This is a genomic window from Corynebacterium sp. ACRPF (genome assembly GCF_022347395.1).
In the GTDB taxonomy this organism is placed as follows: Bacteria; Actinomycetota; Actinomycetes; order Mycobacteriales; family Mycobacteriaceae; genus Corynebacterium; species Corynebacterium tuberculostearicum_D.
Genome location: NZ_JAKRNB010000001.1, coordinates 61754 through 87475 on the forward strand (window position 1 = coordinate 61754; position 25722 = coordinate 87475).

At 57.9% G+C, this 25722-nt stretch carries 18 protein-coding genes and 3 tRNA genes; 12 read left to right on the forward strand and 9 right to left on the reverse strand.

Going from position 1 to position 25722, the window contains the following annotated elements; genetic code table 11:
* Nucleotides 1–6: 6 nt before the first annotated feature.
* Both MHX61_RS00295 and MHX61_RS00300 read right to left on the reverse strand, forming a co-directional pair.
* Entirely contained in the window at nucleotides 7–1068 is a 1062-nt protein-coding gene (locus MHX61_RS00295) for a D-alanine--D-alanine ligase family protein (RefSeq protein WP_239191390.1), read from the reverse strand.
* Between the two features lie 22 nt (nucleotides 1069–1090).
* Nucleotides 1091–2089, reverse strand: a complete 999-nt coding sequence (locus MHX61_RS00300; protein WP_239191392.1) for an NAD(P)H-dependent glycerol-3-phosphate dehydrogenase — start codon at nucleotides 2087–2089, stop codon at nucleotides 1091–1093.
* A 161-nt stretch (nucleotides 2090–2250) separates the two neighbouring features.
* On the opposite strand from MHX61_RS00300, the gene MHX61_RS00305 reads away from it, so the two are divergent.
* A complete protein-coding gene (locus MHX61_RS00305; protein WP_239191394.1) occupies nucleotides 2251–3249 on the forward strand; it encodes a bifunctional NUDIX hydrolase/histidine phosphatase family protein in 999 nt (332 codons plus the stop codon).
* A 102-nt stretch (nucleotides 3250–3351) separates the two neighbouring features.
* Here the strand turns inward: MHX61_RS00305 and MHX61_RS00310 are convergent, their stop codons facing one another.
* The 3 genes from MHX61_RS00310 to leuC all read right to left on the reverse strand — a co-directional run bounded on the left by MHX61_RS00310 (nucleotide 3352) and on the right by leuC (nucleotide 6498).
* The gene (locus MHX61_RS00310; protein ID WP_239191396.1) at nucleotides 3352–4263 is read right to left on the reverse strand and encodes a hypothetical protein; all 912 of its coding nucleotides are present in this window, start codon (nucleotides 4261–4263) and stop codon (nucleotides 3352–3354) included.
* Between the two features lie 201 nt (nucleotides 4264–4464).
* On the reverse strand, nucleotides 4465–5055 hold the full coding sequence (gene leuD, locus MHX61_RS00315; protein ID WP_204609277.1) for a 3-isopropylmalate dehydratase small subunit: 591 nt from the start codon (nucleotides 5053–5055) through the stop codon (nucleotides 4465–4467).
* Between the two features lie 21 nt (nucleotides 5056–5076).
* Nucleotides 5077–6498 carry a 3-isopropylmalate dehydratase large subunit gene (gene leuC, locus MHX61_RS00320; RefSeq protein WP_239191398.1) on the reverse strand — a complete coding sequence of 474 codons (1422 nt, stop codon included), beginning with the start codon at nucleotides 6496–6498 and terminating at the stop codon, nucleotides 5077–5079.
* Nucleotides 6499–6550: 52 nt separating this feature from the next.
* Here leuC and MHX61_RS00325 point away from each other — a divergent pair, with 52 nt between their 5' ends.
* The 4 genes from MHX61_RS00325 (at nucleotide 6551) to MHX61_RS00340 (ending at nucleotide 12788) form a co-directional block, all read left to right on the forward strand.
* Complete coding sequence (locus MHX61_RS00325) at nucleotides 6551–7234, forward strand: IclR family transcriptional regulator (protein ID WP_239191400.1); 684 nt, start codon at nucleotides 6551–6553, stop codon at nucleotides 7232–7234.
* A gap of 183 nt (nucleotides 7235–7417) precedes the next feature.
* Nucleotides 7418–7711 (forward strand): hypothetical protein, encoded by a 294-nt coding sequence (locus MHX61_RS00330; protein ID WP_234447205.1) that lies wholly within the window; start codon nucleotides 7418–7420, stop codon nucleotides 7709–7711.
* 214 nt (nucleotides 7712–7925) lie between these two features.
* Nucleotides 7926–10577: a YhgE/Pip domain-containing protein gene (locus MHX61_RS00335; RefSeq protein ID WP_301438135.1), complete on the forward strand. Its 2652-nt coding sequence runs from the start codon at nucleotides 7926–7928 to the stop codon at nucleotides 10575–10577.
* A 3-nt stretch (nucleotides 10578–10580) separates the two neighbouring features.
* A complete protein-coding gene (locus MHX61_RS00340) occupies nucleotides 10581–12788 on the forward strand; it encodes a YhgE/Pip domain-containing protein (protein WP_239191404.1) in 2208 nt (735 codons plus the stop codon).
* Between the two features lie 427 nt (nucleotides 12789–13215).
* Here the strand turns inward: MHX61_RS00340 and MHX61_RS00345 are convergent.
* From MHX61_RS00345 to gltX, 4 genes are all read right to left on the reverse strand, one after another.
* Nucleotides 13216–13291: transfer RNA gene (locus MHX61_RS00345), tRNA-Glu, on the reverse strand.
* A gap of 667 nt (nucleotides 13292–13958) precedes the next feature.
* Nucleotides 13959–14031 (reverse strand) — tRNA-Glu (locus MHX61_RS00350).
* Nucleotides 14032–14070: 39 nt separating this feature from the next.
* Nucleotides 14071–14142: transfer RNA gene (locus MHX61_RS00355), tRNA-Gln, on the reverse strand.
* Nucleotides 14143–14380: 238 nt separating this feature from the next.
* A complete protein-coding gene (gltX, locus tag MHX61_RS00360) occupies nucleotides 14381–15874 on the reverse strand; it encodes a glutamate--tRNA ligase (protein WP_239191636.1) in 1494 nt (497 codons plus the stop codon).
* A 232-nt stretch (nucleotides 15875–16106) separates the two neighbouring features.
* Here gltX and MHX61_RS00365 point away from each other — a divergent pair, with 232 nt between their 5' ends.
* From MHX61_RS00365 to MHX61_RS00395, 7 genes are read left to right on the forward strand one after another with little or no spacing between them, the layout of a single operon-like run.
* Complete coding sequence (locus MHX61_RS00365; RefSeq protein ID WP_239191405.1) at nucleotides 16107–18551, forward strand: choice-of-anchor M domain-containing protein; 2445 nt, start codon at nucleotides 16107–16109, stop codon at nucleotides 18549–18551.
* A gap of 36 nt (nucleotides 18552–18587) precedes the next feature.
* Nucleotides 18588–20189 (forward strand): choice-of-anchor M domain-containing protein, encoded by a 1602-nt coding sequence (locus tag MHX61_RS00370; RefSeq protein WP_239191406.1) that lies wholly within the window; start codon nucleotides 18588–18590, stop codon nucleotides 20187–20189.
* Nucleotides 20189–21697, forward strand: a complete 1509-nt coding sequence (locus tag MHX61_RS00375) for an anchored repeat ABC transporter, substrate-binding protein (protein WP_239191411.1) — start codon at nucleotides 20189–20191, stop codon at nucleotides 21695–21697. Before MHX61_RS00370 ends, MHX61_RS00375 begins: the two co-directional genes overlap by 1 nt.
* Entirely contained in the window at nucleotides 21690–22568 is an 879-nt protein-coding gene (locus tag MHX61_RS00380; protein ID WP_204609296.1) for a choice-of-anchor M domain-containing protein, read from the forward strand. Before MHX61_RS00375 ends, MHX61_RS00380 begins: the two co-directional genes overlap by 8 nt.
* Nucleotides 22555–23289 carry an anchored repeat-type ABC transporter ATP-binding subunit gene (locus tag MHX61_RS00385; RefSeq protein ID WP_370658394.1) on the forward strand — a complete coding sequence of 245 codons (735 nt, stop codon included), beginning with the start codon at nucleotides 22555–22557 and terminating at the stop codon, nucleotides 23287–23289. Before MHX61_RS00380 ends, MHX61_RS00385 begins: the two co-directional genes overlap by 14 nt.
* The gene (locus MHX61_RS00390; protein WP_005323315.1) at nucleotides 23286–24194 is read left to right on the forward strand and encodes an anchored repeat-type ABC transporter permease subunit; all 909 of its coding nucleotides are present in this window, start codon (nucleotides 23286–23288) and stop codon (nucleotides 24192–24194) included. Before MHX61_RS00385 ends, MHX61_RS00390 begins: the two co-directional genes overlap by 4 nt.
* On the forward strand, nucleotides 24191–25672 hold the full coding sequence (locus MHX61_RS00395; RefSeq protein ID WP_239191415.1) for a choice-of-anchor M domain-containing protein: 1482 nt from the start codon (nucleotides 24191–24193) through the stop codon (nucleotides 25670–25672). Before MHX61_RS00390 ends, MHX61_RS00395 begins: the two co-directional genes overlap by 4 nt.
* Nucleotides 25673–25722 lie beyond the last annotated feature (50 nt).

Consider the following 25722-nt stretch of genomic DNA (forward strand, 5'->3'; position numbering starts at 1 on the left):
TCGGGCCTACTTGGCTAGGGCCTGCTCGATAAGCGCCTCAAGTAGCGCCGGGTATTCCACCCCGGAAGCCGCGAGCACCTGCGGGTACATGGAGATCGGGGTAAAGCCCGGCAGGGTATTGATCTCGTTGATGTAGACGGAGTCCTCGGTGACGAAGAAGTCGACTCGGGACAGGCCCTCACAGTTGAGGGCCTCGAAGGCGCGGATTGCCATGTCGCGTAGCTTCTCGGTCAGCTCAGGTGCGAACGGCGCCGGGATTTCGGCGGTAACCACATTGTCGAGGTACTTGGTGTCGAAGCCATAAAAGCCCTCATCGGAATCATCGATACCGGCGAGCAGTGCCGGGACGGAGGCCAGCAAGGTGCCATCGGCATAGTGGAGCACGCCGATTTCTACCTCTTGGCCAAAGATTTCCGGCTCCACCAGGATCTTTTCGTCATCCTCTAGCGCCAGGTCGACGGCTGCGGGGAATTCCTCCCAAGTAGAGACCTTGGATACGCCAATGGAGGATCCACCGCGAGCAGGCTTGACAAAGACGGGCAGGCCTAGTCGCTGCTTTTCTTCCTCGCTTAGCTCGGTGCGGCCTTTGAGGATAACCTCGGGCGCTACTGGCAGATCTGCGACCGCCAGCACCTTCTTGGTAAATTCCTTATCCATGCCCACCGAGGACGCCAAGACCCCTGGGCCTACATAGGGCAGGCCGGAAAGCTCAAAGAGTCCTTGGACTGTACCGTCCTCACCAAAGGGGCCGTGCAGAATGGGAAATACCACGTCGACCTCGGCGAAGAGGGTGCCGTCGGTGACGTTGTGGAATTGTCCCCTGGCATTGGGATCCAGGGAAAGGGTCAGTTCCGCACCTGGGCTGACCTCCGGCATAACACCATCGACAATTTCTAAGCCCTCTGTGGTGCCGGGCGTCCACGCGCCCTCACGGGTGATACCGATGGGCACCACCTCGAACTTCTCTGGATCGAGGTGGTTCATGATCGCGCCTGCGGATACGCAGGAGACGGAGTGCTCGGTGCTACGGCCGCCATAGATAACGGCCACGCGGGTCTTTTCAGTCATGCCCGCAGATTTTACCCTTGACCTACTCCGACTTCTTGGACCGACCCATCAAAGCGATGATCATATCTTCCACCGCCATGCCCTCGTAGCACACGCCATAAACGGCGTGCGTGATAGGCATCTCAACCCCGGCCCGCTGGGCGAGGCGATAGATGGAGTCACAGGAATAGACGCCCTCCGCGACCTGGCCATTGGTCGCGGCCTTGGCCTCTTCAATCGTGCCGCCTTGGCCCAGGCGGTAGCCAAAGGTGCGGTTGCGCGACAAAGTCGAGGTGCACGTTGCCACCAAGTCGCCCATGCCTGCGAGGCCGGAGAAAGTAAATGGATCCGCCCCCAGCTCCACGCCCAGGCGGGTAATTTCCGCCAGACCGCGGGTGATGATGGTGGCCATGGTGTTATTGCCCAGCCCCTTGCCGGAGGCGATACCACAGGCCAAGGCGATGACATTCTTGCAGGCGCCACCGATTTCCGCACCGATGACATCGGTATTGGTGTAGGGCCGCAGGTACGGCGCGGCGACCGCTGCTTGCACGCGCTGCGCGCGGTCTTCATCGGAGCAGGCAATCACCGTGGCGGCCACTTGGCCGGCAGCGATCTCCTTGGCCAAGTTCGGGCCAGACAGTACCGCCACGCGGTCTGCTGGCACGCCCGCCGCATCCATAATGACCTCGCTCATGCGCTTGAGCGTGGCGGTCTCTACGCCTTTAGAAATAGACACCAGGGTCGCGTCCTCTGGCAGGTGCGGCGTCCACTTTTCCACGTTGGCGCGCAAGGTTTGGGAGGGAACGCCGAACACGACGACGTCGGCAAGCGCCAGCGCTTCGACATCATCATGGGTGGCCCGCACCGCGGCCGGCAGGCGGGTATCCGGCAAATAGTCCGGATTGGTGTGGGTCTCGTTGATGGCCTGCGCCAATTCCGCGCGGCGCGCCCACAGGCGAACGTCATTTCCGGCGTCCGCAAAGACCTTGGCCAAGGTAGTGCCCCAAGAACCAGCACCCATTACGGCAACATGAACCATGGTGTCTCCTCCAAACGTGCAAATTTATAACCCCAACCTTAAAGCATGCCCGTCCCCGGTGGGGCAAGGATGCACAACGCGCCTTGCCCGTGGGACAATGGGCGCTTAGACGTTGTTTTCAAACACCCAATTTCTGTGGAAAGGCCCCGTGGAGGCAGACGATGCCCAATATTAAAAAGATGCACGAAACCGATAAGGATCAGCAGCACGAGGAGTTTATTTCCGGCCGCCATCAGGAAATCCCGGTGGACCCTGCCAAGGAATTCCACCGCACTACCCTTGCCGCCGGCGCCGTAATCTGGCGCGGGTCCCCGCAGGACCCGGAATTCGCGCTCATCCACCGCCCCCATTACGATGATTGGTCCCTGCCCAAGGGCAAGGTCGATCCCGGCGAATCCTTGCCTACCACTGCTACCCGCGAAATCCTGGAGGAAACCGGCTTTAGCGTGCGTCTGGGCAAGCTCATTGGCAAGGTAACGTACCCAGTCCAGGGCCGCACAAAGGTGGTCTATTACTGGGTGGCCAAGTACCTGGGCGGAACCTATTCCGCCAATAGTGAAACCGATGAGCTGCGGTGGCTGCCCATCGACGAGGCGCAGGACCTCCTGTCCTACGACGTTGATACCGCGGTAGTGGCCAAGGCGGCCAAGCGCCTGCGCATCGCGCCCGCTACCCGCGTGCTCTATGTGCGCCACGCACGCGCGCATGAAAGCGGTAGCTGGGAAGGCGATGACAACCTGCGGCCACTGGATAAAAAGGGCCGCCGCCAAGCAGAGATGCTGGTGCCGATGCTCAGCGCGTTCCACCCCACCGCTATTTACTCTGCACTGCCCCAGCGCTGCCAGCAGACGGCTGCCCCGCTTGCCGACGAACTAGGCAAGGACATTTCCATCAACAAAAACTTTGGCGACGAGGCTTGGGAGAACGACCCAGAAGCAGCCAAGAAAGCTTTCCGCCGCGTGGTCAACGACGGCGGCGTGCCTGTCATCGTAAGCCAGGGCGCCACCATTCCTGGCATCATTGAAGACCTCGCACCAAAGTTCCTCAAGAAGCCCGTGGACAAGCTGAAGTTTAAGAAGGCTTCTGTATGGGTCTTGTCCTTTAACAACGGCGAGCTCACCGGTGCCGATTACCTGGCCAGCCCACTGCCCGTGCGCTAGCTTTTCACCTTTCCCGTTTTACGGCTAAGGCCCTGTCTGCCACCTGATTCGGTGGACCGGCAGGGCCTTCTGTGCACTCCTATTGTGCGACTACGCAGCTTTCTAGCCGCGTAGTCCAAGGGTGCGGCGGACAAAGAGGACCGTAATGAGCGTATTCAGCGCCGGGAACAAAATGATGCCGACGATAGTAAAGCTCAGCACGGCGTACAGGACGGCAATGAGCACGAGCACCAAGATGGTAACTCCAACATTCTTCTTTGCCACCTCGATGGATGCACCAAAGGTTTCGCCCACGGATAGCTCAGGGCGTGCAGCCTTGACGGCCGGCATCCACGTGAAGAAGAAGGCAGCAAAGAGGCCCGGGATAATCAGGAGGAAAAAGCCCAGAATGACAACTACGAACGACAGAAAATAGACCGCCATGAGTCCGGCGATATTCTTTAAGCTGAGGAAGTCCGTTATCTGCAGCGTGCCGGTATCCACCTGCTTATTGGCGGCCTGGTACCAGGTGCTATATGCCCAAATCATCACGAGGAACATCGCAATAAAGACAAGAACCATCACTGCGACCAACCCGCCAGTAAGCGCAGCATCAGACCCCGAGCTACTGTTGGCTAGGGCATCAATGGATGATCCGCTGCCCGCTAGGACCGCAATCAATAGCAAGTAGAGGATAAACATCACTACGCCCTGGATCAGTGGGCCAAAAATCCATTGTGCCCAATTGCGACCAAAATACCGGAAGCTATCGCCGATGACCTGAATAGCATCTACATCTTGGCCAAACAGGGAATCGTCTCCCGGATACGGGCTTCCGGCGTATCCGGGCTGGCCGTTTTGCTGCTGTCCATACTGTTGCTGGCCAAACTGCTGTTGGCCATAGTGCTGTTGGCCGTAGCCAGGCTGACCATTCGCATCGTGTCCATAAGATGCAGACTCATTGCCGGCTCCAGGGTGCTCGGCACCATTGTTTCCTGAATTGAAGGAATCATTATTCGAATAGGGATTGCTCATAAATCTAAAGCTAGGGGGATACTTTGTTGCGGGAAACTGGAGCAAGCAATTGTTACCTATACGTTACCGAGTTGTACCCCCACCTCTACCCCAAGGCGAAAGCTTGAGGTTCACGTATGAACGCACGGCACCCCTACAGACCTTTCGCCTCTTAGGACTGTAGGTACGCTGCTGGCCCGCCGATCGCCATCGATTCTTCTGCTATTGAGCGTGAACAGCGGGCTTGAAGCTGGGGCGGCGCGATTCGTACGCAGCGATTGCATCTTCATTGCGGAGGGTAATGCCGATATCATCCAACCCCTCCATCAACCGCCAACGGGTGTAGTCATCAATATCGAAGCGGTAAGTATTTTCTCCCACCGTGACCGTTCGAGCATCTAGGTCCACGGTGACCTGGGTTTCCCCGGCTTCCAACTGCTTCCAGATGAGCTCGATGTCTTCTTGCTCCATCAATCCAGTAAGCAGTCCAGACTTTCCAGCGTTGCCGCGGAAAATATCTGCAAAGCGGGAAGAAAATACCGCGCGGAAGCCGTATTCACTCAGTGCCCACACAGCGTGCTCACGGGAGGAACCGGTGCCAAAATCACTGCCCGCGAAAAGCACCGAGCCATCCTTGAATTGCGCCTGGTTGAGCACAAAGTTGTCATCGGAGCGCCAATTGGAAAATAGGCCTTCTGAAAAACCGGTACGCTTGACCGACTTCAAGTAGCGCGCGGGGATAATCTGATCAGTATCCACATTGGAAGCGCGCAGCGGCACGCCCGTTCCCGTATGGGTAATAAACTTCTCCATTGTCAATGCCTTTCTATGCGCTTAATCCAGGTCTGCAGGGCTAGACAGGTAACCGGTCACGGCAGTCGCGGCAGCCACCTGCGGGGAGACAAGGTGCGTGCGCCCACCAGGGCCTTGTCGCCCCTCGAAGTTGCGGTTGGAGGTGGAGGCGGATCGCTCGCCCGGAGCTAATTGATCTGGGTTCATACCCAAGCACATCGAGCAGCCGGCGGTACGCCACTCCGCGCCGAACTGTCGGAAGACTTCGTCGAGGCCCTCCTCCTCCGCTTGGGCCTTGACCACGGCGGAGGACGGCACGACCATCATCCGCGTATTGGCAGCGATGGTGCGCCCCTTGACCACGTCGGCCGCAGCGCGCAGGTCTTCGATGCGGGCATTGGTACAGGAACCGACGAAGACGGTATCGATCTTGATATCGCGCAGCGGAGTACCTGGCTGCAGGTCCATATACTGCAAAGCCTTTTCCACAGTGGCCTGTTCATTATCGTCACCACAATCTTCCGGATCTGGGACCTTCTCCCCTAACGGAAGGCCCTGTCCAGGATTAGTTCCCCACGTAACAAATGGGGTCAGCGAGGAGCCATCAATTTCCACGACAGTATCGAATTCTGCCCCTTCGTCCGTGGGAAGTGTCTTCCAATACTCAACTGCAGCATCCCAGTCTGTTCCTGTGGGAGCGAACTCGCGGCCCTTGACATACTCGAAGGTCGTCTCATCGGGAGCGACCATGCCGGCGCGGGCTCCTGCCTCAATAGACATATTGCACATCGTCATGCGCGCTTCCATGGACATCTTGCGGATGGCCTCACCGCGATATTCAATGATGTGGCCCTGCCCGCCACCGGTACCGATTTTCGCGATAATGGCCAAGATGAGGTCCTTGGCAGATACCCCTTCTTGCAGCTCGCCAGTCACCTCAATAGCCATGGTTTTGAATGGCTTTAAAGAAAGCGTCTGCGTAGCCATGACGTGTTCTACCTCAGAGGTACCAATGCCCATTGCGATTGAACCAAAGGCACCGTGGGTGGAGGTATGCGAATCGCCGCAGACAATGGTCATACCTGGCTGCGTGATTCCCAATTGTGGGCCAACTGTATGGACAATGCCTTGCTGCGCATCTCCCATGGAGTGCAAGCGCACACCAAATTCTTCGCAGTTTTTCCGCAGGGTCGATACCTGGGTGCGAGAAACCTCATCCTTGATTTCCAAGAGGTTTCCGGACTTGATGCCTTGCGTGGGTACGTTATGGTCCTCAGTGGCCAGGTGCAGTTCAGGGTGACGAAGCTTGCGGCCGGCCAGCCGCAAGCCATCAAAGGCCTGCGGGCTGGTAACTTCATGTAGTAGCTGAAAGTCAATAAAGATAAGGTCCGGGGCCCCAGCATCGCCGTGTTGGACGACGTGATCGCGCCAGACTTTTTCTGCCAATGTCAGCTTCTGGTTCATAAACATCTCTCCACACTTGAAATCTCATAATTTGGGACGTAGATTTCATTGTATGGGAGAGTATAGCGAAGTTTCCGGAATTAAAGTGTTGGATCGAGCAATGGCCATCATGATGGCTGCCGCCAACCACCCCTCCACCCTCAATGAATTATGCGAAACCACGGGGCTGCCTCGGGCGACGGCACATCGATTGGCCACCGCACTCGAGGCACACCGCATCCTCGTTCGCACCCCCGATGGAAAGTGGAAGGCCGGCCCTGCCCTCCCCGGCAACCGCGATCATCTCCTCGAGGCAGCCGGGCCAATCATGGAGAAACTGCGCGAAGACACCGGAGAATCCATCCAGCTCTACGAGGTCACCGGAAATACCCGTACCTGCATTGCCACCAGGGAGCCGGAATCCGGCCTCCACAACGTCGTACCAGTCGGGCGCCAGCTACCGCTTAGCTCCGGCTCTGCCGCGCGCATCATTGCCGCATACGTAGACATCAATACCGATAACGCCTCGTTTACCCAAGAAGACATTGAGGCGGCCCGAAACCAAGGCTATTCCGAGTCTATTGAGGAACGCGAAGCCGGCTTAGCCTCCATCTCAGCGCCCGTTTTCGATAGTTCCGGGACATTCCTCGCAGTGTTGTCGATTTCCGGATCTGTCGAGCGCTTCCAACCTTCCCCAGCCCAGAAATACGCCAACATTCTCACTTCCGCCGCACGCGAATTGAGCAATCTCCTTTAAGGTCCTCCCCAGCTTTACGACGCCCGCCTCCACCTAGCCCCAAGGAGGCGGGCCCTTTTTATTTCCCAAACCGGAAAAATTAGAGAAACGCGCCCACACCTATTGAAACCGAAATGAAAATACGGTTTAATGAAAACACACTGAAAACAACGGGGCTTCCCCCACCAGAGAGGATCAGGCATCATGACCCACACCACCCACGAAGACCATACCCACACCCACGGCGCTGACTGCGGCCACGTTTCCTTCCCGCACGGTGACCACACTGACTACCTCCACGAGGGCCACATTCACCGTGAGCATGATGGCCACTGGGATGAGTGCGAGACCACCGAGCACGTTGAAGCCGAGGCGCACGCCGACCACACCCATGGTGAAGGCTGCGGCCACGTAGCTATCCCGCACGGCGACCATGTGGACTATCTGCACGATGGCCACCGCCACGCCGCACACGGCGATCACTACGACGAGCACTAATCGCCTGTCGGGGCTTAGCCCCTTATCGCGCCGCCCTGGCCCCTGACGTTATGGGTCACGGCGGCCTTTTCTATGTCTGTTCTTTCGCTTTAGAACGCCCTGAAATTCACACCAGAAACATATCTGCGAGCTCGACAGGACGCACTCTCTCATTTCTGTTAAAACTGACAGTCAGACTATTAGTTCTTTCCGGTTGGGTGCTACGGTTCTTCGAGTGATTACTAGTTGGAAGATATTTCTCCAAGATTTCGTCCGCTTGTGGCGGACCCCGCAGGTCTGGGTGATCCTTATAGGTTTGATGATCACCCCAGCCCTGTATTCCTGGGTAAACGTCTCCGGTTTCTGGGACCCGTACGGAAACACAGAACACCTCAAGGTCGCCGTAGTTAATGAGGACAAAGGCGCATCCTCGGAGATGACCGGCCACTTAGACGTCGGCGGGCAGATGATTGACAAGCTGCATGACAATGACAAACTGGGCTGGCAGTTCATGGACCGCCAGGAAGCCGAAGACGCCGTTAAGAAGGGTGACGTCTTCGCCTCGGTGATCGTCCCCGAGGACTTCTCGGCCGATTTCGTGAGCCTTTTTAAAGGTACCTATTCTCAGCCCACGCTGGAATATCACGTCAATGAAAAGCTCAACGCCATTGCACCGAAGATTACTGATACTGGCGCTTCTACCCTAGACACCACCATTAGCTCGACCTTCAATGAGCAGGTAGCGGATTCGGTGGCTACGGAGCTAAAGAACTCCGGTGGCGATTTGAGCCAGAAGATTAACCGCACCGCAAGCAAGACCGCGGATTCTTTTTCAGAGACCGCAGATACGGTAGCTAACTCCCGGAGCCAGCTTGCTGACGTGCATGCCACCATCGAGGATGCGCGCCCTACCATCGCGCAAGCCCGCGAGTCTTTGGGCACGGTGCAAAAGACCGTCGACGATGCGCAGACTGCCCTGGATGAACTTAACTCCATTACTGCAGAGGTCCAGCGGGAAGTCACTTCTTTCTCGGATGATGCCACCGCCGCCTATGTAGAAGGCACGACCGCCATGGCGGACGGCACCGCCTCCGCCAATGCCACCGTAGGCTCGGTCTCCGGCAAACTACGCGGCGCACTCAATCGCGTCGGTGCCGCATCCGCTGGCGCGTCAGGAATCGTCGGTGAAGCTGACCGGGCCATCGATCAGCTTGAAAAGCTTGCGTCTTCACCGGCCCTGCCCCCACAGGTTTCCCAACAGATTAAGGATCAGGTAGGAGACCTCCGCGAACGCAATGATCAAAATAAGGCCGTTCTCGGTGACTTAGATACTCTCAACGGCGATACGAACGACACCATCGATTCGCTCAATAAGACCACGGGCATGCTGGAAAAGATGGCCGCCCAAACACGCGATGATTCCCACGCGCTGCGCGATAATGTGGCCGAAGGCCTACCCAAGCTCAACGCTGCGCTTTCCGACGTCACCGCTACCACCGGCAAGCTATCCGCCTCACTCGAAAGCCAGCAGGCACTAGTCGGGCAAACCGATGGGCTCTTGGGCGGCGTCGACGAGCAGCTAAGCCAGGCCCAGCAAGTAGTGGAGCGTTTTTCTGTGGACCTCGACGGTATTGAGGAGGGGCTTCGCGCCTCCCGCAGCGACGTGATTGCGCTGAGCAATACCGCCAATAACAATTCCATCCTGCAGTCTGTCAAGGGCCTTAACACCGATGAGGTGTCTTCCTTCCTTGCCTCCCCTGCAGAGATGGAAAGCCACGCCGTATTCCCTGTAAAGCACTACGGTTCCGGCATGTCCTCGCTCTTTATCAACCTCACGCTGTGGATCGGCGCATTCATGCTGCTCATCATCTTCCGCGCGGAGGTAGACCCGCAGGGCCGCAAGAACCTCACCATTACCAAGGCTTACCTTGCCCGCTTCCTGTTGCTTTCCTTCTTTGCCATCGCACAGGCACTCATCGTGTCCATCGGCAACCTGGCCATTGGTGTTGAACATGCGAATGCATTGGCCTACGTCGCTACCGCTGTTATCGTGGGCCTGTGCTACCTGAGCATTACCTATAGCTTGGTTTCTACGTTTGGACACGTAGGCCGCGGCATCGCGGTGGTCTTCGCCTTCATCCAGATTCCGGGCGCTTCCGGCCTCTACCCGATTGAGATGACCCCAGACTTTTTCCGCGCGGTACATCCATTCCTGCCTTTTACCTACGGCATCGATGCCATGCGCGAAACCGTTGGTGGTTTCTACGGCAACCACTATGCACGCGACCTTGCCGCGCTCATCGGCATGGCCGCGATCGCTTACCTCATCGGTACTGTGATGCGCCGCGGCCTGTCCAACGTCAACATGCTGGTCAATGATGAGCTACGTAAGGGCGGGCTCGTCATCAATGAGCAAGTCCATCTCATTGGCAGCCGTTATCGCTTCACGGACCTTCTCTATGCCTTGAATGACCGCGAGGCCTACCAACAAAGCTTGGAGGATAAATGGAGCATGGCTCGCAAGAATTACTCCCAGCTGATGAAGATCACCGTCGCGGTAGGCCTAGCGTTAGTCGTCGCTTTGGGCATCTACTCACGCATTAACCCTGAAGAAAAGGCCATCATCTTCGGCCTGGCCTGCCTGGTTACGCTCATTGCGGTGGGGGTTATCTGCTCCCTTGAGTACGTCAAGCAGAGCATCGCGCACGATAACCGTCTGGCGGATCTCAGCGATGAGGAAATCCAGGAGCACCTCGAGCACCAACAGGAACACCCAAACCACTACCTCCTAGAGGACTTTGACGAGGAATCCACACCTTCTACTACCAGCGAGACCAAGGAAATGCCCGCCGTTGATGGTGATGACTCCGGAAAGGGAGGCGAGTAAGTCATGAAAAACATTCTGACCATTCTCCGCGATGACCTCCACGCCATTCGCACCAATGTAATGACCGCGGTCATCATCTTTGGCCTTGCCATCATCCCGTTGCTTTTCACGTCCTTCAACGTGCTGGCTAGCTGGGATCCTTTTGCTAATACCAACCAGCTCAAGATTGCTGTGGCCAGCGAGGATGAAGGCCACGAAAGCGACCTCGCCTCCCTGAAGCTTAATCTGGGCGATGAGGTGCTCTCGCAGCTCAGCCGCAATCACGAAATCGATTGGGTCATTACTGATAGCGCCGATGCAGTTGAAGGAACAAAGTCCGGCGAATACTATGCCGGCATTGTCCTTCCCAAAGACTTCAGCGCGGACCTTCTCACGTTCTATGTAGAAGGAACCGAACCAAGCAAGCTCAACCTCTATACCAATGAGAAGAAGAATGCGCTGTCTACCACCATCACGCAAAAGAGTGCGGACGGCGTCATCCAGAAAATCGACGAGTCCTTCACCCGCGTGGTATCCAATGTCGGCCTTGGCGTCGTCTCGGATTTTGATAAATACCTCAATGAGGACGATACCCAGACTGCACTCAATAACCTGCACAATCGCGTCAATAACGTCAGCACTCGCCTCGATGCTGCGGCTGGCACCGTAGGTGCACTAAGCAATCTGGTCGACTCCACGCTGCCGCTTACGCAGGCTGCGGACAATATTCTCGCTGAGGCTGGCCGCCAGGCTACGGAGACAGACAATGACCAAGGCGAAAACCCCATCGACGTTCTGCGCTCTACCCTCAATGACTCGGCTGGTTCGCTCGACGCTTCCTTGGCGGCTACGACGCGAAGCTACGATGCACTCTCTGCCCAGGTCGATGAGTTGCTCAATAATGCAAGCACCACCAGCGCACAAACGGCGCAGACCTACCGCACCGCCGCTGAACGGGTGAATGAGCAAACTCAGGCCTTTGAGGGAGTTCGCACTTCCATCAAGGAGCAAGCCGATAAAGTAGCTCTACCTGCCGCGGTCGCGGGTGGATATAAAGCGATGATGGGCCAGATAGATGCCTCCATTGCCCAGAGCAACGCTCTGCATGATTCGCTGGTATCTACCGCCGATGACCTTGAGCAAGGCCGGGGCACGTCCCAAGACTCCCGGCAGCGCACCAAGGATGCCATCGCCAATGCCAAGCAGGCTGCTGAAAAGGCACGCAATTCCTATAACGAGAACCTCAAACCGCAGCTAGATCAGCTCAACCAGAGCGTCTCGGTTGTCGCGGACGATATTGATGCTGTCAAGCAGGACATCGCAGGCATTCGCTCTTCGGTTTCCCAGGATGACGGGTCGCCACAGCAAAGCCTGGCGCGCGCCCGCGATACCACCGCCGGCCTTGCCGGCACCCTGCGGGAGCAAAGCGGCCGTTTTGCGGACATGGGCCGAAAAATCGACGAGGCGCGCCGTGGCGGCGATTTAGACAAGCTAGCGGATATCGTCGGCAACGATCCAGAACTGCTTGCCTCTCGCATCGCCGCTCCCGTGGCTGTAGACCGCCAGCCGGTCTACCCTGTCGCTGCCTTTGGCGTGGGTATGACGCCGTTCTACCTCGCCTTGTCCCTATGGGTAGGCGCCCTTCTGGCATGCGTGCTGGTGCATACCAACGCCGAGCGTAAATACTTGCGCAAGGACGAGAACGGCAAATACGACGAGAGCGAATTCACCCGTGGCCAAGCGTTCTTCGGTCGCTTTGCCACACTCGGCTTGGTCGGCCTTGCGCAGGCCACCTTGGTGGTTCTCAGCCTCATCTTCTTCGTCCAAATCGAGCCTGCTCACCCATTCATGCTCATGTTTGCCGCATGGATAGTCTCACTGGTGTTTATGTTGATCATCTATGCGCTTGTCATCACACTCGATAGTGCCGGCAAGGCCTTAGCGGTGTTGTTGCTCGTGATACAAGTCTCTGGCTCCGGCGGCGCGTACCCGCTGCCTTTGCTGCCTGAATGGTTCCAGAACGTGAGCCCGTGGCTGCCAGCGACGTACGCCATTGATGCTTTCCGCAGCGCCATTGCGGGCATCTACCACGGCGATATTTGGCGCGAGTTGGGCATGCTACTGCTGTTTACCATCCCTGCACTCATCGTCGGCCTCATTCTCCGCCGCGCCATGGATGCCTACCACAAGCGCCTCAAGAAGGCGATTAAGAAGACGAAGGTCATGGCGTAGCAGCGCTGGACGACGCCTCCCCTTCCGCACTTCCTACACCGCCCACCAAGCCCTTTTTCACGGCTTGGTGGGCTTCTTTCATGGTCGGGTCCCACGCTAGTGCCCCAAAGACCTAGAAGGGGCAGAGAAAGCCGCATATGCATCCACTAAAGGGACTCGGATACCCTTCCTATCTGCTAGGTCTAGCTTCCTTCTTAGGGGATTCCCTCGAACGCAGCTATCGGGCACGTAACCCACTTACGGCCCACCTGAATCCCTACTGAAGGACCGCTACGGGAGTCTGCGCCCCGCTTTACCCCAGCTCCCATACCGTCCCGTGGGCAGGACGGTTAGCCCTTGGACATCGAGACCTGTCCTACATGCCGCTAAACCGCACAGGTCTTGGATAGAGAAAAAGCTGCGAGCCATCTGGCTCGCAGCTTTCCGTTGGTACCCCGTACGGGATTTGAACCCGTGTTACCGGCGTGAGAGGCCGGCGTCCTAGGCCGCTAGACGAACGGGGCGCGTTCGCAGCAATCGCACGCTGTGCGTTGCGGACTTGTTAAGAGTAAACGATGGGTTAATTCAGCACAAATCGCGCGGTCAAGGACGGTTTTGAGGGAAGTCGAAGGAAAACTCAAAAATTCCCGAGTCCGGTACTGCAGTGAGGTTCTTCGTGGCCGAGGTGCGGATCGAATCAGTGGTTATTCCGCAAGCAATCTGTGGATAGTCCGTGGCCGAGAACGCTGTGCTAGTAGGACTCGGGATGGCGCTGTGCGTCGAAGTGCATATGCTGCAGGCTCCTATACTTCGTACAAACGTTGGTGGGAAGGAAGTTGTGGATTATAGCGTTACTACCTGGCTGTGCTTTCGGGCTGTGCGCCTTGGCTGTGGTGCGTTTCGCTTTCTGTCACCCGCTCTCCTTTCTGTTTGTTTTCCGCTGTACTTGCAGTTTATGCCTGCACGTGCAGGACAGGAAGGGTTTTGCACAACTTCGCGGTGGTATTAGCCCTGGTCTCATTGGCAGCAGGCCGCGGCCTGCGCGAACGAGGCCAATGGTCTGGGGGTAGGTTATAACCAGTTGTAGCCGCCCGCTACTCGCACCCCGTATGGCGCCAGGAAATGACGACGCCAAGAAAAGAATTGCCCCGAGTATGAAAAATCCTCCAGCCTTTAGGCTGGAGGTCTTTGTACCCCGTACGGGATTTGAACCCGTGTTACCGGCGTGAGAGGCCGGCGTCCTAGGCCGCTAGACGAACGGGGCATAGAACTAGTGAGCCTGCCGTTTAAAGCATTTTCACTGCTGGCCTACCAGGACTCGAACCTAGAATGGCGGTACCAGAAACCGCTGTGTTGCCAATTACACCATAGGCCATTTGCTAACTTGCGTTGGAAGCTTACTGCTTTTCGGCTGTTCTCCCTTGCTCGCTGCAACGTGTAATAACTATAATGATCATCGCGTAAACTGCCAAATCGCCAGCACACAGCCCATTTTCAGGCCATTAGGATGGTTAATAAAAATGCGGCGAATGACAGCGCTGTAGTTCAGCTGTCATTCACCGCATCGAGGGGCGGGATAGATATCTATCGCCGCCTTACGGGAGGCACTCCTCCTACTGTGCCGCCGGCGCGTAGGGAGTCACTTCACGAGCCGCACGAAGGCGCGCCAGGGTGGACTCCTTGCCCAGCAGCTCCATAGACTCAAAGAGCGGCGGGGAAACCTGAGCGCCGGAAATAGCTACGCGCAGTGCTCCGTAGGCCTTACGGGGCTTCAGCTCGAGGTCTTCAATAAGGGCCTTGGATAGTGCCGCCTCAATATTCTCGGTCTTCCACTCCGCAATACCCTCGAGAGTCTCGATGCCTACCTCGAGCGGCTGAATGGCCTCTTCCTTGAGGTTCTTCTTTGCTGCCTTCTCATCGAGCTTTAGATCGGCATCCGGGGTCACCAAAAAGCTCATGAGGCCATAGGCATCAGACAGAGTCTTGATACGGGTTTGGACAAGGTCAGCGGCGAAGACAAACTTCTCGCCGTCATAGTCAGCCGGGAAGTCCGTGTACTCGGTCAAGTAGTTGCGCAGACGGAAGGCAAACTCTTCTGGGTCCAGCTGGCGGATGTGGTCCGCGTTGATGGCCTCGAGCTTCTTCTGATCAAAGCGTGCGGGATTACCCAGCACGTCGTGGACGTCGAAGTTTTCAACCAAGTCATCCATGCTGAAGATGTCCTGGTCCGCGGACAACGACCAGCCCAGCAGGGACAGGTAATTGAGCATGCCCTCAGGGATGATGCCGTTATCGCGGTGATTAAACAGGTTGGACTGCGGGTCGCGCTTAGATAGTTTCTTATTGCCCTCGCCCATCACAAAGGGCAGGTGGCCAAACTCTGGGGTGAACTCGGCAACGCCAATCTTCTTAAGGGCGTCGTAAAGCGCGAGCTGACGCGGAGTAGAAGACAGCAGGTCCTCACCACGCAGCACGTGGGTAATGCGCATCAGGGCATCATCAACCGGGTTAACCAGGGTGTAGAGCGGCGCACCATTGGAACGAGCAACCACATAATCTGGCTGGGTTTCAGATTTGAAGGTCATTTCCCCGCGCACCAGGTCGGTCCAGGTCCAGTCCTGCTCCGGCATGCGCAGGCGCCAGACCGGCTTGCGACCTTCGGCCTCAAAAGCATCGATCTGCTCTTGGGTGAGATCGCGGTCGAAGTTGTCATAGCCCAGCTTCGGGTCACGGCCGGCCGCCTTGTGGCGCTCCTCCACTTCTTCAGCGGTGGAGTATGCCGGGTAGACAAATCCGCCGTCGATAAGCTTGTCCAGAACCTCTTTGTAGATGTCCATGCGCTGGGACTGACGGTAAGGTTCGTGCGGGCCGCCAACATTGATGCCTTCATCCCAGCCCAGGCCAAGCCAGGTCAGGGAATCAATGATGGCCTGGTAGGACTCCTCAGAGTCACGGGCGGCATCGGTGTCTTCGATGCGAAATACCAGCTTGCCGCCGGTATGGCGGGCATAGGCCCAGTTGAATAGTGCGGTGCGCACCATGCCTACGTGCGGTGTGCCGGTTGGGGATGGACAGAATCTAACGCGTACTTCAGTCATGCCCACCATCGTAGTGGAGCCGCCGATTCCAGTCCGCACCAGCCCAAGCGCCCCTAAAACCTGCCCGGCGCGCAGCAATTTGCAGTCTATTCCTACACGCAAATTGGGGTAACTGGAAACGGGTTTCACTACAAAACCACAGGTCAATGAAACTGACTTTCATTACGTCTAACAGGTTATGGGAATCATTTTCTATAGTTTCTGGTGAACTTGTGAGAACTGTAGAAAGGCCTTCCCAACTGTGGCTTCCCCACGCACCCGTTTCCTTGCCACGCTGAGCACTTTGGCGCTTATCACTCCCGCCACGGCTGTCGCAGGCCCCGATGATGGCAAGCACATCGCTACCAATACCCACGTTGACTCCCCCAAGTCTTTCTGGGAGAACAACGATTTCGTCCTAAAGTCCGAGTTTGGCGGTCAAGAGCCCCCAATTGCAGACACTGTTGCCTGGGTGGGCAAGGGCTACAGCGCTACGGATAACAGCAACCAGTATCTCTATACGCTTCCGGCAAACGGGACCCAAGACTACATTGGGGCCCCTGGCACGACTTACTACACAGCACCGCACCAGGTATCCGGTAATACTTCGCCCATTTGGCTGGGCTTTGGCGCAGATGCTTCCCTGCCCACGGACAAATTTCGGGATGGCGTAGCCTTCCTTGACTTGCTCAACGTCGATGGCCCCGGCGAGGTGGAGCTTTTTACCAATAAAGATGAAGATGAGGACGGAACCCAGCTGCACCGTATGCTCGGTTCCTTCCCGGATTCGCCGCACTCTGCCTACCTTGTTGCCGGCACACATACGCACAACTCCACTCTGTTTACCAAGCCAGGACGATACCGCCTGACCTACCGCACCAGTGCGCGCGGTAAGGACGGCCAGCTCATAGCCAATGAGCCACAGACCACCACCATCCAAGTTGGCGGTCAAAAGCCCAAAGAGGAGAAAACGCCGAGCCTCAAGGAGCGCTTCGCCCAGTCTGCGGCCGGCAACGCCGCTGCTGCAGGCTACAGCCTGCGCATGGCCCCCAAGTCCAATCCTGAAAAAGACGGTGACGACAAGCTCACCACCATTTCCTTCGACGCCAAGAACAAGGCACAAGGCACTCTCACTCTGCTTATCGACGGCTACTTCCTCACCGACCTTCCCGTTAAGGACGGGCATGCTCAGTGGGACGAATATATGGGCCCCGACCCGTCCCAGGTACAGGCCGTCTTCACCCCAGAGGGCGATGCCCCACGCTGGATATCCAAGCCCCTTGATTTCCAACCCGGTAAATCCAGCCACACCGATTCTTCTGCCGCCGCTGATACGTGGCAGCAAACCTCCCAGCAGCGCCAGCTTGCCCCCACCGAGGAAACCGAGCTAAAAGAGCTGGGCTACACCATCCGCATGCGCAAGCAGGGCAATGGTGGCACCAAGATCGTGGTGGATACCGACGATAAAAACTTCAACGGCCTTCTCACCGGCGGGCTCTATGACACGAAGGGGGCTAAATACCCCACTGTGGATCTGGAAACCCCTATTACTAACGGTCACGGCGAGGTTGCCTTTGATGAGGGCGAGTACTTCAAAGGCTATTTTGCCAAGGTTAACCTCTTCCCCCATTCCACCTTTAAGGCTGGACATGCTAGCAGCGTTATTACTGAGTCTTTTGCTTTTGGTGAAAACTATGAAATCAGTGGGAAGTTCTCCACTTCCAATGAAGAACCGGAGGCTACCCCAGGCAAGGAAGACACTCCGTCTTCCGTGCCGCAGCCAGGCACCGAAGAACCGCAAGACAGCAATGCACAATGCAGCGACAAGTACCTACTAGACCGTGGTCATGTAGACATCAAGGCCCAGCCTGCCGAGGGAGGCTTTGCAACGGTTCTGCGCGATGACACGGCACAGATAGACAAGAAATCTGTTGACCGCAAACTCGATGACGTGGTGCTCGGCGTACACGATAATGCGCTCACCCCGCGCAATAAGAAGCTCGCAGGCAAGGAGTTCGACTTCCTAGGAAAGCCTGGTGAGCGCTTCTATCACCTGCCGCAGACCCAGGACCAAAACATCATTTGGCCCGGCTATAACACCCAGGACCTGGATTATTCCTCAACCAAGGACAATGCCGTCAACCTCAACTTGAAGCCCACCTCCACGCCGGACGGTGCCGAATGGGGCGCATTTATCGATGGCTCCCATGGCAAAGGTTTTTCGGTCCTCGCCAATTCTGCGGCTAAGGACTACACCATCGAAACCAACTTTCCGGCCCATACCCATACGCACTGGGCCTTTTCCAAGCCTGGCTTGTACACCTTTGAGGCTACCTATACGGCCACAGGCACGGACGGCAAGGAACTAAAGTCCGCGCCCCAAACCCTCACCTTTGCCGTAGGCGATAAGACATTGGATTCCTGTTCCTTCCGCGCACCGGGCACGACCGGGAGCGGAAAGCCCAGCGAGAGTCCAACAGACAAGCCTTCTGCGGAGCCTTCTCAGGAGCCTTCCACGCAACCGTCCACCCCAGATACCCCGGACACACCAGCCCACCCCGGCCGGCCAGAAGAGCCTACAGGCTCCTCGTTTAGCCCGTGGAGTTTGGTCCTACCAGCGGTCCTCGTGGTGATTTTCAAGGCCTTTTATAACTTCTTCCGCGATAACGAGGACCTCATTCGCAAGCGCTTCGGCCTCAACTTCTAAGCCTCTTCTACCCCACTAACTAGACGGGAAACCTCAATGCATCATTCACCTTCTTTTGCCCCTCGGCGCATCCCGCTGCGGCGCCGATTCATTCACGTATTCGCTGCCGTCTTTGCGACAGCACTGGCCTTCTTCTCCCCCGCCGCGGCACTTGCCTTTGATGAGGTCTTCGACTCTGGCCACGTAGACGCCTTCTATGTCACGGCCCCAGATGGCCAGCTACACCTATCGATGAAGGAAGACATCACTGGATCGGGCGTTCCACGCTCCGGCGATGATGTGGTGCTCAAGGTTGTCGAGGATGCCTGGTCGGATGCCACCGAGGCCGTGCCAGAGATCGGCCAACCCACCTATTTCCTGCCGCAGACACAAGATCAGCGCATCATTTGGCCGGGCTGGGATACCCAGCCTGCACGCGATGGCGGCTTTGACAACGTTGACCTAGAATTCGCCGAAGTCTCTGGACCTGGTTCAGTGTATGTTTTTGAAACCAGCGGCTTTGGCGATGTCAAGACGGTGACCGATTCCGGCTCAATGGAGCTCACCAGCGGTGAGGTCATCAATCAACCCACTCCGGCCCACAGGCACGTCAACTGGGCCTTTAGCGAGGCTGGCACCTACACCATGACGGTGCGGGCCCACTCCAACGGCGAGTCCAGCAATGCTGTGACCTACACCTGGGAGGTGGGCGACGGCGGTGATGCGTCCACAGCGGATCGATCGGCTGACACGGGCGAGGTTAGCAATGACCAAGAAGCTTCTAGCACCCAACGATCAGCAGACAAGGGCGGCGCTGCAGCTGCCGATAAGTCCGGCGCCTCCGGGAACGAAGAGTGCACCCCGGGCATGACTCCGCAAATCAAGGACGATACGGTTTCCCCTTCCCAGTGGCGCGATGCTGATGGCGCTACCTTTTATCTCTCCGATAAATCCAGCGTCGATCTGCCCCAAGAGGTAGGCCCAGTGCCAGCCGGTCAGGCGTGGATGATTGGTTCTACCCAGGTCGATGGTGTGCCATGGCTCGGCGCTAATACCCAAAGCCCTTCAATGCGCGAGAATATCCCTGGCGATGTCACCTGGGAGTTAGCAGGCTTCAAGGGCCCTGGCCCGATGATGGTCTACTCCCAGGGCGGACTGGGAAAGATTGTGGGCGATGAGTGGTTCCGAGGCAATGCCGATGCGGCGGAGGGCACCTATTCGATTGCCCCCAATACGCACGTGCATCCCAACTGGGTCTTTGGTGCGCAGGGCACCTATGACGTCACCATTCGCCAGGTGGCCAAGACCGATGAGGGCAAGCAAGTTGCCGGTGAAGCGACACTTCACTTCGTGGTCGGCGGCGACAAGCCGGCTGAAGCCTTTGACAACGGTCACTTCGACTTGGGCGCTGCGGTAAATCCGGAGGGCGGCGACTGCGGGCATGGCGCTGCGGCAGGTGGGGCGTCGGCAAGCGCTGGTGGCTCTACCGCAAGCACCGGATCAAACACTGGCCAGTCTGGGCAGGCACACAGCAAGGGCGGTTCTTTAGCCAATACGGGGACTCCTAATGTTCCCTTTGGCATCGGAGCGTTGGGCTTGGGCATGCTCTTCCTCGGGCTAGGCATTGCCCGTCTAGCTGTAGCTAAGGCAGCGGACTAATGGCGCGTGCGCTATCCCATAGACGCAGGCTTCGGACCATAGGGGCGCTGCTGGGCTCCTGCCTGCTGGCCACTGGTTGTGCCCCTTCAGCTGCGTTGGATACCGGAAGCGGAGAAAAATTCGCCGTGGTGGCCACCACCCCGATCCTCGCGGATCTTGCGCGCAACGTCGCGGGAGAAGATGCCCGGGTACAAAGCCTTATCCCCAGCGGAAAAGATCCGCATACCTTTGAGCCAACGCTGCGCACGGTGCGCGATGTTGCCAATGCCGATTTGGCACTGAGCAATGGCTACTTGCTGGAGCCACAGTCTCTCATCGATACGCTGCACGAATCCACCGATGCCCCCGTGGTGGAAGTCGCCGATGCTGCCTCCACCCGCGGTGCCACTCTGGTGCCGCTGGTAGAAGATGTCTCGCTCGAGGCAATTTGGCTGGGGCTGCGCATCAGCGGTGCACAGCAGCGTTCTTCCGGAGTGGACTTCCGCATGGTCTCTGCCGATGGGCCAGGTAACGTCGCGGCCTATGTGGTCTCTACCTTCGGCACCCCGGAGGTTCTTTTCAACTCGGCCGATGGCATCGATGGAAAAGACTCAGTGACCTTGCCGGCCAACGCCCACACGCACGTGTCCTGGGGATTTTCCCAGCCGGGAATCTACCACCTCGGGTTTCAAGCAGAGGGCACCGACGTCCAACACCTCACTGTGGCCGTGGGAGTAAACCCGCCTAAAGGCATGCAAGTGATAGATTCCGGACACCTGGATATTGCAGGAGACCTAGCCGAGCGACGCATTGACCTGCGCGACCAGGACAAGCGCTTCGACCCTGCCACCACCGTGGTGTCAATCCCCTCTTCGGTACTGCAGCCCATACCGCCGGATCCGTCCTACCGCTTCCTGGGCAGGCCGGGATCGGATACCTACCTATTGCCGCAGGCGGTGTTGGGAAAACACATCCACGGCGAGGTGGATCCGCACCTATGGCACAACGTGGACAACGCCATCGCCTACGTCGATGTCATTGCCGAGGAAATGGCGCAGGCAGATCCTTCCCACGGGGCGTCCTACCGCCAACGAGCGGAGGCCTACACCCAGCGCCTGCGGGATACGGATTCCTACGTAGAGCACGCCATTTCTTCCATTCCTCAAGAAAACCGGCACCTTGTGACCACGCACCACGGCTACGCCTATCTGGAGCAAGGTTATGACATGTCGGTGGCCGGCTTCGTCACTCCCAATCCGGCCATCGAGCCTTCCCCACGCGAAGTCATTTCCTTGCGCCGCACGCTGGAGAACCTCCATCTGCCAGCCGTATTTGTAGAACCCGTGCAGCAGGCAAGCGCCGAGCCCCTGAAGCAGGCTGCCGCGGAGCAAGGCGTGGAGCTGTGCCCCATCTACGGCGACACGTTCGATGACACCGTCAGCTCCTACATCGACCTTATGAAATTTAACGCTGATTCCCTGCAGCGTTGCCTGAACCCCAACCCCACCCATGGAGATAAAGATGCTTAAATTCGCTACTCGTACCGCCACCCGCACCGCCGCCTGCGTCCTCACTGCAGGTTTGGCACTTTCTACCAGCCCTGCTTGGGCGGGCGACCTGGCCCAGGTGGTCGGTGCCGATGAACACGTTGCCCCGCAGGGCGAAGAAAAGGTCATCGATACCGGTCACGTAGACGTTGGCGCCCTGCTTGATGGCACGGAGTCTGAGCTTATGGCCCGCGATGATGCCGGCGATAAGCCAGTCTGGCGTCACTTGGACGACCTCGTGTTTTCCGTGGGCGATAAGGCACAGCAAACCCTTCCCGATACGGATGACTTTGGCTTCGTTGGCGCTGAGTCCGGCGATAAGGTCTGGGTGGTTCCCCAAACCGAGCAGGTCGGGGTTCCCTGGCTGGGTTGGAATACCCAAGCGCCCTCGCTTGTCGATGCCGCCGATCGCGGAGTCACCATGGAATTCCTCGGCCACTCCGGTCCTGGCGATTTCTCCCTTTTCCTGCAAAACGGCGGCTTTGAAGCACCACAGCTGTTGTGGTCTACCGCGCAAAAGAGCGACGAAGACTTCTGGGTAGACCTCAATACCCACACCCATGCCAATTGGACGTTTACAGAGCCAGGCACCCATCAGGTAGGCATCAGAGTCAAAGGTAAGACCAAAGATGGCGCTGATTTCAGTACCGATGGCGTGCTCACCTTTGCCGTGGGCGATGATGCCGACGTCCAAGCGGCCCAAGACACTACTTGGAATCCAGACGATGCCCAGACCGCAGGCTCTTCCATCCCCACTTGGGTCTTTATCCTCGCCAGCGTGGGTGCAGTCGTACTCCTGCTGGCCCTTGGCCTAGTACTGCGCTCTTCCAAGCGGGGCGATAGCCGTGGCTAAACCGCTCATTTCCGTAGCCGACCTGGAAGTATCGCTATCCCACCGGCGCGTAATCACAGGTGCGAACCTAGAGGTCCGATCGGGCGAATTCATTGGGCTCTTAGGCCCCAATGGGGCGGGCAAGACCACACTTATGCGTGCCATCTTAGGGCTCATCCCCTCCTCCGGTACCCGAGAGATCGGGGGAATCGTAGGCTACGTGCCCCAGCGGCACGAGGTGGAATGGGGCTTTCCCATCAATGTCTACCGCACCGTACTCAGCGGGCGCACCGGCATCATTGGCTGGCTCAAACGGCCACGTGCCGCGGACCACGCCGCGGCGGCAGAGGCGCTTCAACTGGTTCACATGGAAGAATTTTCTACCCGCCCCATCGAAGAACTCTCCGGTGGTCAACGCCAGCGCGTGCTCATCGCCCGGGCCCTCGCCACACAACCACACGTGCTGCTGCTCGATGAGCCCTTTACCGGACTAGATGCGCCCAATACCGAATCGCTCCTCGAGCTTTTTGAAGAGCTTTCCCACCGCGGAACATCCATCATTATGTCCACTCATAACCTTTCTGAAGCCGCACATTCTTGCCACCGCCTCATTCTCTTTAACGGCACCGTGGTAGCCGATGATTCTGCGTCGACCCTTCTTCACCAGACGGATCCGTGGACAAAAACCTTTGGCGTGCGTGCCGGTTCCCCTTTGCTTTCTGCCATTGGAGTCACCGCATGATAGAAATTTCCTTCCTCGATTTCCTGCGCGACCTGGTCAATCCCCACCTTGACTTTCTCGCCCGCGCGGTAGGCATCTCCTTGCTTGCGGCCATCGTATGCGGCGTCATCGGCTGCTATGTCGTGCTGCGCGGCATGGCCTTTATTGGCGATGCCGTCTCCCACGCCGTATTCCCGGGCCTAGCCATTGCCTTCGCCCTGCAAACCTCGGTGCTCGTGGGTGGCGCAGTCGCCGGTGCGGTTGTGGCCTTGCTCATCGCCGCCTTTTCGCAGCGTCGCCACGTGCGCGCGGATTCCATCATCGGTATCTTCTTCGCCGCGGCCTTCGCTTTGGGCATGGTGATAATCTCGCGCACCGATGGTTATAGTGCCTCGCTGACAAGCTTCCTCTTCGGCTCACTCACCGGCGTTTCCCGCACCGATATTATCGTCGCGGGCTGCGTGTGCGCCGTAGTTGTCGCCATCGTTATTGCCTTTGGCCCCCAGCTCAACGCCACGTGCTTGGACCGGGAAACCGCCCGCGCAATGGGCTTGCCTGTCTTTGTGCTGGACATCATTTTGTACCTGTGCGTCACGGCCGCAGTGGTCATTTCCGTGAGCACCATCGGCAATATCTTGGTCCTCGCGCTGCTCATCACTCCGGCCGCAACGGCACGCCTGCTAAGCACAAATCTAAAGACCATGATGTGCCTTTCTGCCCTCATCGGTGCGCTGTCGAGCTTCCTCGGCATCTACCTGGCGTGGGCCATTGACCTGCCGGCCGGCGCCACCATCGTGCTCACCCTCACCGCCATTTTCTTGGTTGTATGGGCCATCCATCCACTGCTCGGCGCCCGCAAGCACGCAGGTGCCTCGCTTTCCGACGCCCCACACCCCACCCCACGAAAGGAATCCGTCTCCTCATGAAACCTGTCTGCCGCACTGCGGTGGCCCTCGGCACCGCGGGACTGATAAGCCTCGGCGCCCTTCCGGGAGCGGGAGTAGAACTCTTCGCGCCCGCCACCGCATATGCAGAAGAATCCACCGATTCTTGCTCTGCCAGCGACTTCGACCTCATCACCAAGGGCCACCAGGATATGGCGCTCAGCGGCGATTCCGGCGATCTCAGCTTCAAGGTCAAAGATGATGATAAGGACATCGAGCATGACTCTGAGTCCTTTGCCATTGAGGTATCTGATGACCTCAAGCAGCCGCTTTCCGAGCTCAGCGATAGTTCCCTGCCCGATGAAGGCTGGGTACTGCCGCAAACGCAAGATCCCAACGCCCCGTGGCTGGGTTTTAATACCCAAGAGCTATCTCAAGATCTCCTCGCCACCGGAGACACCGCTACTTTGAGCATGGCTATCGCGCAGGGCCCCGAGGATGGCCGTATCGTGGCCTATCAGATGGAGCTTGGTGGCCCCAAGGTACTTATGGATACTGCCGATGGCTCCGCCTGGGACTACCCCGGCAACTCCCATTCCCACCCGGCCTTTGTCTTTACCGAGCCGGGTACCTATGCGGTGAGCTTTACCTTTGAGCTTCCCGACGGCTCCCGACACCACCTCCATGCCGGTTTCCTCGTCGGCGAGCAGGCCACGGCGACAGACCTGTGCGGCGTGGACTATACCGATGCTGACGCTGCTACCGGCAACGGTGGCGACTCAAATAGCCGCCCCAAGCAACTGGAAAAAGACGTCAAAGACGTAGACAAAGCCATCGCTGGCTTGGACAAAGAGCTCGACAAGACCCTGCAGGAGGGTCAGAAATTCCTGGAAGGCGGTAATCCGCAACAGGGCGATAAAGAATCTGGCAAGGATAAAGCAGGCAAGCGCAAGCAGGCCACCCGCACCAAGGCACAAGACGCTGGGAAGGATGGAGCTCCACATGGCACGCCCTCCACGGGCTCAGCTCAAACCTCTGGTACTACGCGAAAGTCCGGTTCTGGTTCTGGGGCTACCACCCACCACTCTGCTAGCCGTGTGAATGATTCTGCCTCTACTGCGAAAACCGGAAAGAGCACGGCCACTGGCACGAGCTCGCACCGTTCTGCTTCCACCAGCGGTTCTTCCCACTCGACAGCCAAAAAGTCCACCGGCTCCCGGGACGCAAAGTCTACTAAGCGTACTAAGGGCAAGGCTGCGGGCTCCGCTAGTGCACAGCAGGTTCCGGATGCCGGCGCTGCGGAAGGCAGCGACTCTGAGAATGTACTGACTAACGCCGCCGCGTATACCGCTACCCTGGCAAAAAGCAGCTTCTGGGCGGGCCTTCTAGCGGGACTAGGCGCATTCGCGCTGGTGCTCGGCATCGGCCTGTTGGTCTATGTCCAGTTCTTCCGCAAGAAGAAGGCCCCAACCCAGCAGCCTGCCGATGATGCTACGACCCACCTGCCGCGCGTCTACTAGCACAGTGCTCTTGAGCAGCCAACGATAAAACTAGGCCCAGAGGATCTCTC

Excerpts from the sequence above, each read along its gene's own strand:
- MHX61_RS00295 (WP_239191390.1), bottom strand. The coding sequence starts at position 1,068 with ATGACTGAAAAGACCCGCGTGGCCGTTATCTATGGCGGCCGTAGCACC.
- MHX61_RS00380 (WP_204609296.1), top strand. The coding sequence starts at position 21,690 with ATGCTTAAATTCGCTACTCGTACCGCCACCCGCACCGCCGCCTGCGTC.
- MHX61_RS00375 (WP_239191411.1), top strand. The coding sequence starts at position 20,189 with ATGGCGCGTGCGCTATCCCATAGACGCAGGCTTCGGACCATAGGGGCG.
- gltX (WP_239191636.1), bottom strand. The coding sequence starts at position 15,874 with ATGGTGGGCATGACTGAAGTACGCGTTAGATTCTGTCCATCCCCAACC.
- MHX61_RS00370 (WP_239191406.1), top strand. The coding sequence starts at position 18,588 with ATGCATCATTCACCTTCTTTTGCCCCTCGGCGCATCCCGCTGCGGCGC.
- leuC (WP_239191398.1), bottom strand. The coding sequence starts at position 6,498 with ATGAACCAGAAGCTGACATTGGCAGAAAAAGTCTGGCGCGATCACGTC.
- MHX61_RS00310 (WP_239191396.1), bottom strand. The coding sequence starts at position 4,263 with ATGAGCAATCCCTATTCGAATAATGATTCCTTCAATTCAGGAAACAAT.
- MHX61_RS00305 (WP_239191394.1), top strand. The coding sequence starts at position 2,251 with ATGCCCAATATTAAAAAGATGCACGAAACCGATAAGGATCAGCAGCAC.
- MHX61_RS00390 (WP_005323315.1), top strand. The coding sequence starts at position 23,286 with ATGATAGAAATTTCCTTCCTCGATTTCCTGCGCGACCTGGTCAATCCC.
- MHX61_RS00325 (WP_239191400.1), top strand. The coding sequence starts at position 6,551 with ATGGGAGAGTATAGCGAAGTTTCCGGAATTAAAGTGTTGGATCGAGCA.
- MHX61_RS00340 (WP_239191404.1), top strand. The coding sequence starts at position 10,581 with ATGAAAAACATTCTGACCATTCTCCGCGATGACCTCCACGCCATTCGC.
- MHX61_RS00395 (WP_239191415.1), top strand. The coding sequence starts at position 24,191 with ATGAAACCTGTCTGCCGCACTGCGGTGGCCCTCGGCACCGCGGGACTG.
- MHX61_RS00300 (WP_239191392.1), bottom strand. The coding sequence starts at position 2,089 with ATGGTTCATGTTGCCGTAATGGGTGCTGGTTCTTGGGGCACTACCTTG.
- leuD (WP_204609277.1), bottom strand. The coding sequence starts at position 5,055 with ATGGAGAAGTTTATTACCCATACGGGAACGGGCGTGCCGCTGCGCGCT.
- MHX61_RS00330 (WP_234447205.1), top strand. The coding sequence starts at position 7,418 with ATGACCCACACCACCCACGAAGACCATACCCACACCCACGGCGCTGAC.